The sequence below is a fragment of the Phenylobacterium sp. genome, assembly GCF_020402505.1.
Classification (GTDB): Bacteria; Pseudomonadota; Alphaproteobacteria; order Caulobacterales; family Caulobacteraceae; genus Phenylobacterium.
This window is the reverse complement of the sequence record NZ_JADBZL010000039.1, coordinates 21,935-32,703: the sequence shown is the minus strand read 5'-3', so window position 1 is coordinate 32,703 and position 10,769 is coordinate 21,935. Positions and strand designations below refer to the sequence as shown.

Below are 10,769 nucleotides of genomic sequence, written 5' to 3'. Positions count from 1 at the left end.
TAGGTCAGGGCGTCGAGGTTCACCACCTGCCGCCCCTCGCCGACGGCCCGGCGCACCACGGCCGAGCCGATGAATCCTGCGCCGCCCGTGACGATGAGTTTCATCTGGAAACCTGCCTTCCCATGCCTTGGCTGACGTCCTAGCGGAGTTCGACCGTCAAGGGAATCCGCCCGGCGGGTTGAGACGCCCGCCGCCGGGGCCTACAGTGGGCTCGCAGCAAGGGTCGCCCCTCAGGAGACAGGCCCTCAGATCGGGGAAGATCCAGGACATGGAGGCGGCGGTCGTCAGGCGCGAAGGCCCCACGGGCGGGTTCGGCGGCGGTCCGCCCCGCGGTCCCGGAGGTCCGGGCGGTCCGGGTGGCTTCGGCCCCGGCGGCCCCGGCCGGCGCCCGGGTATGCCAGACCTGACGACAGGGCCCATCGGGCCGACCCTCGTGACCTTCGCCCTGCCGGTCCTCGGGACCAACATCCTCCAGTCCCTGAGCGGCACCTCCAACGCCTTCTGGGTCAGCCATGTGCTCGGCCCCGCCGCCCTGACGGCGACCACCAACGCCAACCAGGTCTTCTTCCTGATGATGGGGGCCATGTTCGGCGTGTCCATGTCCGCCAACCTGTTGATCGGGCAGGCGATCGGATCAGGCGACCGCGACCTTGCCAAGCGGGTCGTCGGCACCTGCATCATCTTCTTCCTGGCCATCTCTCTGATGGTCGGACTGACAGGCTACCTGGCCACGCCGGGAATCCTCGCCGCCATGGGCACGCCGGCGGACGCCCGGGCGGACGCCACGACCTACCTGCGGGTCATCTTCATGGCGATCCCCATCATGTACTTCTTCTCCTTCGTGCAGATGGCGCAGAGGGGGACGGGGGACTCGCGGACGCCCTTCTATTTCGCCCTCCTGGCCATCTCCATGGAGGTGGTTCTCAATCCGATGCTGATCACCGGCTTCGGACCCTTTCCCCGGATGGGCATCGCCGGCTCCGCCTCGGCCACCCTGATCTGCCAGGGCCTGACCCTTGCGGCGATCATCTTCTGGCTGCACCGCAGGGATTCGATCCTGATCCCCCGTCCCGGGGAGTTCGGCTACCTGATCCCGGACCTCTCCATCATCCGCACCCTGGTCATGAAGGGCCTGCCCATGGGCCTGCAGATGTTCATCATGTCCTTTGCGGCCCTGACCATGACGAGCTTCGTCAACAGCTACGGGTCGAACACGGCGGCGGCCTACGGCGTGGCCATGCAGATGTGGGCCTATGTGCAGATGCCGGCCATGGCGCTGGGCATGGCGGTCTCATCCATGGCGGCGCAGAATGTCGGGGCGGGGCGCATGGACCGGGTCGACCGGGTGGCCCGGACGGGTATCGGGTACTCCGTTCTCCTGAGCGCCCTGCCGATCCTGCTGATCTATGTTGCCGGTCCCTTGGCGCCGCGCCTCTTCCTGCCGGAGGGCAGCCCATCCATTCCCATCGCCCAGCACATCAACTACTTCGTCCTCTGGGGCTTCATTCCCTTCGGCATGAGCTTCATCCTGTCGGGCATCGTGCGGGCCACCGGCTCGGTCTGGCCGCCGCTGATCTCGATGATCATCGCCATGTGGGGTATCCGCATCCCGCTGGCCAGCCTGCTCCAGCCCGCCCTGGGCGCCGACGCCGTCTGGATCAGCTTCCCTGTGGGCTCGATCGCCTCCTGCCTCCTCGCCTTCGCCTGGTATCGGTGGGGCAACTGGCGGAAGTCCAGCCTGCTCGCCGCCTTCGCCCCGCGAGGCGTGGAACCTGCGCCGGCCATGGCGCCCGCCCCGCCTCGGGTGGACACCCCCTGAGCCCCGATCAGGGCTCCATCAGCGCGGCGTAGACCAGGGTCCGGAGCTCCCGCCGGATGGGGTAGGTGGACGATCCCATGAGCTGGGTGAGGAAGACGACGGCGATGTCCTTGACCGGATCGATCCAGAAGGCGGTGGAGGCTGCGCCGCCCCAGTAGTACTCCCCCGGGCTCGAGGTCAGCATGGCCCGGACCGGGTCGAAGGTGACCGCGAAGCCCAGGCCGAACCCGACCCCGGCGTTGGTCGCCTCCGAGAACAGCGACCTCGACAGCATGGTCAGGTCCTGGCCGCCGGGCAGGTGGTTGGACGCCATCAGGCGAAGGGTCGCCGGCGCGATCAGCCTGTGGCCGTTTAGCTCCCCGTGGTTCACCAGCATCCGGCAGAATTTCATGTAGTCGTCCGCCGTGGAGACCAGACCGCCGCCGCCGGAGTGGAAACGCGGCGTCTGGTGGTAGGCGCTGGTCACCGGATCGTCCTGCAGGGTCAGGCCGCCTTCCGGCGTGGGCGCGTAACAGGCGCTGAACCTCTTGGCCTGGTCTGCACGGACGCTGAAGCCGGTCTCTGTCATGCCGAGAGGCGCCAGAATGCGCTCGGCGAGGAAGTCCTGGAACCGCTGGCCGGAGATCCGCTCGACCAGGACGCCCAGGACATCGGTGGAGACCGAATAGTTCCAGGCCTCGCCGGGCGAGAACTCCAGCGGCAGGCGGGCCAGGGTGTCGACGAAGCCCGGCATGTCGAGGGGCCCATGGGCGTCGGCGATCTTCAGCTTGCGGTAGGCGGCGTCCACATTGGTCCGGGTCTGGAAGCCATAGGTCAGGCCGGAGGTGTGGCGCAGCAGATCGACCATCTGCATGGGCCGCGCCGGCGGGGTCGTCAGGTAGGGGCCAGTCCCGGCGGAGAAGACCGCCAGGTCCTTCCACTCGGGAATGAAGCGCGAGACCGGGTCGTCCAGGGCGACCTTGCCCTCCTCCACCAGCATCATGAAGGCGAGACTCGTGATCGGCTTGGTCATGGAATAGATGCGATGCACGTCTTCGCGCGTCGCGGCGCGGCCGCGCTCGCGGTCCGCCAGGCCCTGGACGGTCTCGTGGACCCGTTCGCCGCCTCTCGTGACCTGGAGATGGACGAACGGCAGTCGCCCGCTCGCCAGGTACTTTTCCTCCAGAAACCGGTCGATACGGGCCAGTCGGGCGGGGGAGAAGCCGAGGGCTTGCGGGCGGGTCATGGCGTTTCCTTGCCTTTGCAGTCTGCGCAGACCTTGCGGCGCCGGGCCCCTTTTCGCAAAGGCCGGCGTTGCGCATTCGGCCCGTCGGCCCGATAGTTGAACAAACAGTATGCCGCCGTCGGGCGGTCGGGAGGAACGACATGGCCTGGGACTTCGAAACCGATCCTGAATTCCAGAAGAAGCTCGACTGGATCGAGGACTTCATGCGCGAGGAGGTCGAACCCCTCAGCCATCTGGGCATGGCCGCACATGGTCCGCTTGGCCGCGAGAAGTTCATCAAGCCGCTGCAGGACAAGGTGAAGGCCCAGGGCCTTTGGGCCTGCCACCTGGGCCCCGAACTGGGCGGCCAGGGCTATGGCCAGCTGAAACTGGGACTCATGAACGAAAAGCTGGGCCGCAACGGCCTGGCTCCCACCATCTTCGGCTGCCAGGCGCCGGACACCGGCAACGCCGAGATCATCGCCCACTACGGTACGGACAAGCAGAAGGAGCAGTACCTCTGGCCGCTCCTGAACGGCGAGATCCGCTCGGCCTTCTCGATGTCGGAGCCGACCGGCGGCTCCGACCCCCTGACCTTCCGCACCCGCGCCGTCCTCGACGGCGACGAGTGGGTCATCAACGGCGAGAAGTGGTACTCGACCAACGCCCGCTGGGCGAAGGTCCTGGTCGTCTACGCCGTCACCGACCCGGATGCGAAGGACCCCTACCGCCGCACCTCCATCTTCCTGGTGCCCACGGACACCCCCGGAGTCCGGATCATCCGCAATGTCGCGGTCGGCGCGGGCGGCGAGATCGGCGGCGGAAATGAGGGCTATGTCGAGTACAAGGACGTGCGCGTCCCCTACGACGCCCTGCTCGGCGAGCGTGGCGCGGCCTTCGTCATCGCCCAGGTTCGCCTGGGCGGCGGCCGGGTGCACCACGCCATGCGCACGGTGGGCGCCTGCAAGCACGCCCTGGACCTGATGTGCCAGCGCGCCGTCTCCCGCACCACCCGGGACGGGCGTCTCGCCGACCTGCAGATGGTCCAGGAACAGATCGCCGACTCCTGGATCGCCCTGGAGAGCTTCCGCCTCCTGGTGCTGAGGACGGCCTGGCTGATCGACAAGCACAAGGACTACAACAGGGTCCGCAAGGACATCGCCGCCATCAAGGTGGCCATGCCCAAGGTCTACAACGACATCGCCACCAAGGCCGCCCACCTGCACGGCGCGCTGGGCGTCTCGAACGAGATGCCCTTCATGCACATGGTCACCAGCTCGCTGGTCATGGGCATCGCCGATGGCCCGACCGAGGTGCACAAGGTGACCCTGGCCAAGCAGGTGCTGAAGGACTACCGGCCCGACAACGACCTCTTCCCCAAGTACCACATCCCCCGCCTTCGCGAGGAAGCCCAGGAGAAGTTCTCCAAGGAGCTGGCGGAGATGAAGGAAGAGTACGCCCGCAGGGCCCGGGACGCCGCCTCTGCCTGAGCCGGCGACGGGCTTCAATCCAGGGGGCGTCCTGCGCGGCGCCCCCTTCCTTTTTGACTTGATCGCCGCGGCGTCAGGCCCTCAGGGTCCTCGCCGTTCCGCCTTCACCCCCAGGGTCCCGAACATGCCTTCAGACTCAGCTCCCGAATGGCCTGTCATGTCGATCGCCGAGGCGCACGCGCGTCTTACGGCGCCCGGCCAGCGCTTCGAGATGGAGGAGAAGGTGATCCGCGGCGTGACCCAGCGGGTCTGGAAGAACGCCCCGCCGACCCTGCGCGACATCTTCCTGAACGCCCGAGCCTTCGGCGCGCGGGAGTTTCTGGTCTACGAGGACGACCGGGCGACCTATGAGGCCTTCGCCCGGGCCGCCATCACCCTGGCCCGCCAGCTGCAGGCCGACGGCGTGCGCAAGGGCGACCGGGTGGCGGTCATCATGCGCAACCTGCCGGAGTGGCCGGTGGCCTTCTACGCGGGCGTCCTGGCGGGGGCGATCGTCACGCCCCTGAACGGCTGGTGGACCGGGCCCGAGCTCGAGTACGGCCTGGCCGACTCCGGGACCCGGATCGCCATCGTCGACGACGAACGACTGGAGCGCATCGCCCCCCACCTGGAGGGGTTGACGGACCTGGAGCGCGTCTACGTCGCCCGCCTGCCCGAAGGGGTCGAGACGTCGGGCCGCGTGCGCCGACTCGAGACGGTGATCGGGGGGGTCAACAGCTGGAAGGCCCTTCCGGACCTGCCGCTTCCGGACGTCGCCATTGATCCCGACGACGACGCCACCATCCTCTACACCTCCGGGACCACGGGCCGGCCCAAGGGCGCCCTGGGCACGCACCGCAACATGACCTGCAACGTCCTGACGAGCGGCATCGCCGCGGCGCGGAACTTCCTGCGGGCCGGACAGCCCCTGCCCGAGAGCGACCCGCACAAGCTGCCGCAGCGCAGCTCCCTCCTGGTGGTGCCCCTCTTCCATGCGACCGGTCTGTCGGCGACCCTGGGCCCGACCATGAACGCCGGCGGCAAGATCGTTCTTATGCGCCGCTGGGAGGCTGAGCAGGCCATGCAGCTTATCGAGCGCGAGCGCATCGACGCCACCGGCGGCGTACCCACCATCGCCTGGCAGCTCATTGAGCACCCGGCCCGGGCCAAGTACGACCTGTCCTCCCTGGTCTCGGTCTCCTACGGCGGCGCACCCTCGGCGCCGGAGCTGGTCCGGCGGATCGTCGAGGTCTTCCCGGGCTCGGCGCCCGGCAACGGCTGGGGCATGACCGAGACCACCGCCACCTTCACCAGCCACACCGGCAAGGACTATGAGGCCCGGCCCGACAGCGCCGGCCCCGCCGCGCCCGTCGGCGACATGCAGATCCGGGACCCCGCCGACGGCGTCACCCTGCTGCCCGTCGGTCAGGTGGGGGAGCTCTGGGTCAAGGGCCCCCAGGTGGTGAAGCTCTACTGGAACAAGCCCGAAGCCACGGCCGAAACCTTCCGGGAAGGCTGGCTGCGCACCGGCGACCTGGCGCGGCTGGACGAGGAGGGTTTCCTCTTCATCGTCGACCGGGCCAAGGACATGCTGATCCGCGGCGGCGAGAACATCTACTGCGTCGAGGTCGAGAACGTGCTCTACGACCATCCGGATGTGATGGACGCCGCCCTGGTCGGAGTTCCCCACAAGACCCTTGGAGAGGAGCCCGCCGCCGTGGTGCATCTGAAGCCCGGCGGGACCGCCGGCGAAGCTGAATTGAAGCAATGGGTGCGCGAGCGTCTCGCCGCCTTCAAGGTCCCCGTGGAGATCCGGTTCTGGCCCGAGCCCCTGCCGCGCAACGCCAACGGCAAGATCCTGAAGACCGAGCTGAAGTCGGTGTTCGAGGCGAGCGCGTGACCGCCGCCGCGCCCCTCATCGTCGGCCTGGGCGGCACCACCCGGGAGGGCTCCTCCACAGAGCGGGCGCTTTGCGCCGCTCTGGCGACAGCGGAGGCCCAGGGCGCCCGGACGCGCCTGGTCGGCGGCGCCTTCCTGGCCGAACTTCCCATCTACGATCCCCGGCCCGGCGGCCCCACGGCGCGCCAGGCGGAGCTGGCCGAGCTCGTCCGGAGCGCCGATGGGCTGATCCTGGCGACGCCGGGCTATCATGGCTCCCTCTCCGGAGTGATGAAGAACGCCCTGGATACTCTGGAGCTTCTCCGGGAGGATGCGCGTCCCTACTTCACCGACCGGGCGGTCGGCGTCATCGTCACGGCGGCGGGGTCGCAGGCGGCGGGCACCACCCTGACCGCCGTGCGCTCCATCGTCCACGCCATGCGCGGTTGGCCGACGCCCTTCGGCGCGGCGATGAGCGTCAGTTCGGCCTCCTTCGGGCCGGATGGACGGCCCCTGGAGGACCGTGACGCCTGGCAGCTCGACACCGTCGCCGGCCAGGTGGTCCAGTTTGCGAAAATGAGGTTGCAGTCATGAAGCGTCCCTATCTCGTTCCTGACGCCCCGAAGCCGGAAGCGGGGGATCAGTCCGCGATCAGCCCGATCGAGGACATTATCGAGGACGCCCGGAACGGGCGGCCCTACATCCTCGTGGACGCCGAGGACCGGGAGAACGAGGGCGATGTCATCATCCCCGCCCAGTTCGCCACGCCCGAGCAGATCAACTTCATGGCCAAGCACGCCCGCGGCCTGATCTGTCTTTCGATCACCGGGTACCGGGCCCGCCAGCTGCGCCTGCCCCCCATGGCCGTCGACAACCAGTCCGGGCATGGCACGGCCTTCACGGTTTCCATCGAGGCCCGTGAGGGCGTCACCACGGGCATTTCGGCCCATGACCGGGCCCACACCATCGCCGTGGCGGTGGACCCCACCAAGGGCGCCGATGAGATTGTCTCCCCGGGGCATGTCTTCCCGCTCGTCGCCCGGGATGGCGGCGTCCTGGTCCGCGCGGGCCATACCGAGGCCGCGGTGGATATTTCAAGGCTGGCCGGCCTGAACCCGGCGGGGGTCATCTGCGAGATCATGAAGGACGACGGGTCCATGGCCCGCCTGCCGGACCTGATCGCCTTCGCCCAGACCCACGGCCTTAAGATCGGCACCATCGCCGACCTCATCGCCTACCGCCGACGGACCGAGCGCCAGGTGGAGCGTGTCCTGGAGACCCCGGTCGAGAGCGCCTTCGGCGGCCGGTTCCGGATGGTGATCTACCGCAACATCCTGGACCGTACGGAGCACATGGTGCTGACCCGGGGCCGGATCGAACCCGACCGGCCCACCCTGGTGCGCATGCACCGCCTGGACCTGGCGGCGGATGTCATCGGGGCCGGCGGCGCGCGGTCGGGCCATGTCCGAAAGGCCCTGGAGACGCTCGCCGCCAGTGACGCTCCCGGCGTCGCGGTCTTCATCAGCGACTCCAATCCCGCCTGGCTGTCCGAGCGCTACGGGGCGGACCCGGCGGTGGATCATGGAGCGAACGTGCTGAGGGATTACGGGGTCGGCGCCCAGATCCTGATTGACCTCGGCGTTCGCGACATGGTCCTGCTGACCAATTCCGCCACAGTGCTTCCCGGATCAGCCGGATACGGTCTGCGGATCCTGGAGCGCCGCCCCCTCGACTGAACCGGGAATTCCGGCGTATAAGACCCGCGCTTTACGCAGCGCCCGGCCGAAAGGTCGGGCGCCGTCATTTCAGGAGACCGACATGGCCGACATTCTGATGCCGAAGGCGACCGCTGTCTGGCTGGTCGACAACACCTCCCTGACCTTCGAGCAGATCGCGGATTTTTGCGGTCTTCATCCCCTGGAGGTGAAGGGCATTGCCGACGGGGAGGTCGCGCGCGATATCCGCGGCGCAGATCCGATCGCCAACGGCCAGCTGTCCCGCGAGGAGATCGACGCCGCCCAGCAGGATCCGAAACGCCGGATGACGGCGCTGAAGAGCCGTCACGCCGAACACCTGAAGCCGTCGAAGAAGGCGCCGCGCTATACCCCGGTCTCCCGCCGCCAGGACCGCCCGGACGCCATCGCCTGGTTTGTACGGAATCATCCCGAGGTTTCGGACGCTCAGATCTCGCGGCTCCTCGGCACCACCAAGGCCACCATCGACCAGGTGCGGAACCGCACGCACTGGAACTCGGCCAACATCAAGGCGGTGGACCCGGTGAGCCTGGGCCTGTCGACCCAACTTGAGCTGGACGAGATCGTCCGCAAGGCCGCCGAGAAGCGCACCCGGGACAACGCCCGCAAGGGCATCGTCGAGCCGGAAGGTCCGACCCTGGAGCCCGCCTCCGAAACTGCGGCCGAACCCTGGCCACAAGCTGAAGACGAGGACTGATCAGCGAGTCAGGCTGCGGGACGCGCCCGCGACTTGAGCAGCTCGATCTCTTCCTTGATGTGGAGCTTTCGTCGCTTGATGGCCTGAATGGCGCTGTCCGTCGAGCTCGGATGCGCCATGGCGTCACGGAGCTCGGTCTCAAGTGACCGGTGCCGGCGGTCAAGTTCGCGGATGCGGGCGTCAATGGACATGACTCAGGGTCTCCTTCCATGCGACTGGAAACAGTGAACACCCGCTGACGCCGCCTGTCAGATCACATAAGTTTGCTTTCGAAGCCCACCTGAACCTTGGGGTCGGAAAATGGTCAGCTCCCGGCAGGCGCAGATGACGCCTTCGTCAGTGCCGCCACCCGCTGCCCGTGGCCTTCGGAGGTTGGCTTGAACCGGACTCCAGATCCTGCCGAGGAAGCCGAAATCCGGCGTCGGCTGGCGGAGCTCCAGCTGGATCATAACGACCTGGAGGTCGCCATCCAGGCCATTGGCCTGTCGCCAGTACCCGACATGATGGTGATCGGCCGACTGAAACGGAAGAAGCTGGCGCTCAAGGATGAGATCCAGCAGCTGAAGGATCAGCTGACCCCCGACATCATTGCCTGAAGTGACGACATGCGCCGACTCCTCAGGTGCGGCGCTTCTGGCGGCGGGCGTACATGTCCGCGTCGGCGCGGGCGAGAATCTCCTCGCTCTCCAGGTCCGGCGTGATCTCGCTGACGCCATAGGAGACGTGGATCGGCGCTGTCCATTCGCCAAACTGGATCGGGTTGGACTCGAGATTGCGAGCAAGGTTGCGGGCGCGGATTTCGGCGACCGGCAGGCTGGCCTGGGTCAGAACCACAGCGAACTCGTCTCCCCCGACCCGAGCCACGAGGTCCGTGTCGGCCGCCTGGGCCGTGAGCCGTTCCGCCACGGCCCTCAAGGCGAGGTCTCCCGCCGGGTGACCGAAGCTGTCGTTCACGTTCTTGAAGTCGTCCAGGTCAAGATAGAGCAGGGCGGCGGGAGAGCCATACCGATGGCTGAAGGTCCGGATCCGGTCGAGCTCCCTCATCAGGGCGCGGCGGTTGAGGACCGGGACCAGGGGGTCTTGATCCGCCAGGGCCTCGATCCGGCCCAGCTGAGACTTCAACCGCGCGACCTCTTGCCTCAGGTCATCGATCTCAGTGAGAAGCGTCCAGATGGCGCCCTGGACTGCCGGGGTGAGTTCCGCCTCGGAAAGCCCCAGGAAGGCGGTCTCATCCGGCCGCGCGGGTCTGCCTCCCGCGACCCTGGCCCCGGCCTCGGCCAGCGCACGTCTCCGGATATCGGAAAACGGCTGGTTTCTCGTCCCTGTGACCTTGAGCGCCATGCGACAGAACCCGCGAATCAGCCCCGAGATTAACATTTTACGCGCGGTGTGTTGACCCAAGGAAAGAGGGGCCTATTCTCGCGCGCCTCGCCGCCAGGGGGCTTTCAGATGAGTGTTGCCGCCGCGCCTGTCGCCATCATCATGGGCAGCCGCTCGGATTGGCCGACCATGAAGGGCGCCGCCGACATGCTCGACGCCCTTGGCGTCCCTTGGGAAGCGCGGGTGATCTCGGCGCATCGGACGCCGCTTCGGATGGTCGAGTTCGCCAGGGGCGCCCGGGCCGCCGGGGTCAGGGTCATCATCGCCGGAGCCAGCGGCGCAGCCCACTTGCCGGGCATGACGGCGGCCCTGACAGACCTTCCGGTCCTCGGGGTTCCGGTCGAGTCCAAGGCCCTGAAGGGCATGGACAGCCTGCTGTCCATTGTGCAGATGCCCGCCGGGGTACCGGTGGCGACCCTGGCCATTGGCGAGGCGGGCGCGCGCAACGCCGGCCTGCTGGCGGCCCAGATCCTGTCTCTGAGCGACGAGTCGCAGGCGCAGCGTCTTGCGGCCTGGCGGGACGCCCAGACCGCTTCGGTCGCCATCACGGTCGCCGACGACTGAGGGC

12 protein-coding genes are annotated in these 10,769 nt (G+C 67.9%); 8 read left to right on the top strand and 4 right to left on the bottom strand.

What is annotated here, in order from left to right; genetic code table 11:
- A partial coding sequence (locus tag IM632_RS03465) for an NAD-dependent epimerase/dehydratase family protein (protein WP_296552011.1) occupies window positions 1-104 on the bottom strand: 104 nt, incomplete at its 3' end.
- 290 nt (window positions 105-394) lie between these two features.
- Between IM632_RS03465 and IM632_RS03460 the strand changes: the two genes are divergently transcribed.
- Window positions 395-1,819, top strand: coding sequence for an MATE family efflux transporter (locus IM632_RS03460; RefSeq protein WP_296484323.1), 1,425 nt, complete (start codon window positions 395-397; stop codon window positions 1,817-1,819).
- Window positions 1,820-1,826: 7 nt separating this feature from the next.
- On the opposite strand, the gene IM632_RS03455 is transcribed toward IM632_RS03460, so the two are convergent.
- Window positions 1,827-3,044, bottom strand: coding sequence for a serine hydrolase domain-containing protein (locus IM632_RS03455; RefSeq protein WP_296484327.1), 1,218 nt, complete (start codon window positions 3,042-3,044; stop codon window positions 1,827-1,829).
- Window positions 3,045-3,184: 140 nt separating this feature from the next.
- Here IM632_RS03455 and IM632_RS03450 point away from each other — a divergent pair, with 140 nt between their 5' ends.
- The 5 genes from IM632_RS03450 (at window position 3,185) to IM632_RS03430 (ending at window position 8,821) form a co-directional block, all read left to right on the top strand.
- Complete coding sequence (locus IM632_RS03450; protein WP_293515243.1) at window positions 3,185-4,513, top strand: acyl-CoA dehydrogenase family protein; 1,329 nt, start codon at window positions 3,185-3,187, stop codon at window positions 4,511-4,513.
- Between the two features lie 157 nt (window positions 4,514-4,670).
- Window positions 4,671-6,392, top strand: a complete 1,722-nt coding sequence (locus IM632_RS03445) for a class I adenylate-forming enzyme family protein (protein WP_296499189.1) — start codon at window positions 4,671-4,673, stop codon at window positions 6,390-6,392.
- Window positions 6,389-6,964: an NAD(P)H-dependent oxidoreductase gene (locus tag IM632_RS03440; RefSeq protein ID WP_296479796.1), complete on the top strand. Its 576-nt coding sequence runs from the start codon at window positions 6,389-6,391 to the stop codon at window positions 6,962-6,964. Before IM632_RS03445 ends, IM632_RS03440 begins: the two co-directional genes overlap by 4 nt.
- Entirely contained in the window at window positions 6,961-8,106 is a 1,146-nt protein-coding gene (gene ribB / locus IM632_RS03435; protein WP_296479797.1) for a 3,4-dihydroxy-2-butanone-4-phosphate synthase, read from the top strand. Before IM632_RS03440 ends, ribB begins: the two co-directional genes overlap by 4 nt.
- Window positions 8,107-8,188: 82 nt before the next feature.
- Window positions 8,189-8,821 (top strand): cell cycle transcriptional regulator TrcR, encoded by a 633-nt coding sequence (locus tag IM632_RS03430; RefSeq protein ID WP_296479798.1) that lies wholly within the window; start codon window positions 8,189-8,191, stop codon window positions 8,819-8,821.
- A gap of 8 nt (window positions 8,822-8,829) precedes the next feature.
- Here IM632_RS03430 and IM632_RS03425 read toward each other — a convergent pair whose 3' ends face one another.
- Complete coding sequence (locus tag IM632_RS03425) at window positions 8,830-9,012, bottom strand: DUF465 domain-containing protein (protein WP_293525469.1); 183 nt, start codon at window positions 9,010-9,012, stop codon at window positions 8,830-8,832.
- A 186-nt stretch (window positions 9,013-9,198) separates the two neighbouring features.
- On the opposite strand from IM632_RS03425, the gene IM632_RS03420 reads away from it, so the two are divergent.
- Window positions 9,199-9,417, top strand: coding sequence for a DUF465 domain-containing protein (locus IM632_RS03420; RefSeq protein WP_296479799.1), 219 nt, complete (start codon window positions 9,199-9,201; stop codon window positions 9,415-9,417).
- 22 nt (window positions 9,418-9,439) lie between these two features.
- Here IM632_RS03420 and IM632_RS03415 read toward each other — a convergent pair whose 3' ends face one another.
- Entirely contained in the window at window positions 9,440-10,162 is a 723-nt protein-coding gene (locus IM632_RS03415) for a GGDEF domain-containing protein (protein ID WP_296479800.1), read from the bottom strand.
- 108 nt (window positions 10,163-10,270) lie between these two features.
- Here IM632_RS03415 and purE point away from each other — a divergent pair, with 108 nt between their 5' ends.
- Complete coding sequence (gene purE, locus IM632_RS03410; protein WP_296479801.1) at window positions 10,271-10,765, top strand: 5-(carboxyamino)imidazole ribonucleotide mutase; 495 nt, start codon at window positions 10,271-10,273, stop codon at window positions 10,763-10,765.
- The last annotated feature ends 4 nt before the right edge of the window (window positions 10,766-10,769 follow it).

What these genes read in the sequence shown, in the direction of transcription:
- IM632_RS03430 (WP_296479798.1), top strand. Translation starts at nt 8,189, where the DNA reads ATGGCCGACATTCTGATGCCGAAGGCGACCGCTGTCTGGCTGGTCGAC.
- IM632_RS03445 (WP_296499189.1), top strand. Translation starts at nt 4,671, where the DNA reads ATGTCGATCGCCGAGGCGCACGCGCGTCTTACGGCGCCCGGCCAGCGC.
- IM632_RS03415 (WP_296479800.1), bottom strand. Translation starts at nt 10,162, where the DNA reads ATGGCGCTCAAGGTCACAGGGACGAGAAACCAGCCGTTTTCCGATATC.
- IM632_RS03425 (WP_293525469.1), bottom strand. Translation starts at nt 9,012, where the DNA reads ATGTCCATTGACGCCCGCATCCGCGAACTTGACCGCCGGCACCGGTCA.
- IM632_RS03455 (WP_296484327.1), bottom strand. Translation starts at nt 3,044, where the DNA reads ATGACCCGCCCGCAAGCCCTCGGCTTCTCCCCCGCCCGACTGGCCCGT.
- purE (WP_296479801.1), top strand. Translation starts at nt 10,271, where the DNA reads ATGAGTGTTGCCGCCGCGCCTGTCGCCATCATCATGGGCAGCCGCTCG.
- IM632_RS03460 (WP_296484323.1), top strand. Translation starts at nt 395, where the DNA reads ATGCCAGACCTGACGACAGGGCCCATCGGGCCGACCCTCGTGACCTTC.
- IM632_RS03450 (WP_293515243.1), top strand. Translation starts at nt 3,185, where the DNA reads ATGGCCTGGGACTTCGAAACCGATCCTGAATTCCAGAAGAAGCTCGAC.
- ribB (WP_296479797.1), top strand. Translation starts at nt 6,961, where the DNA reads ATGAAGCGTCCCTATCTCGTTCCTGACGCCCCGAAGCCGGAAGCGGGG.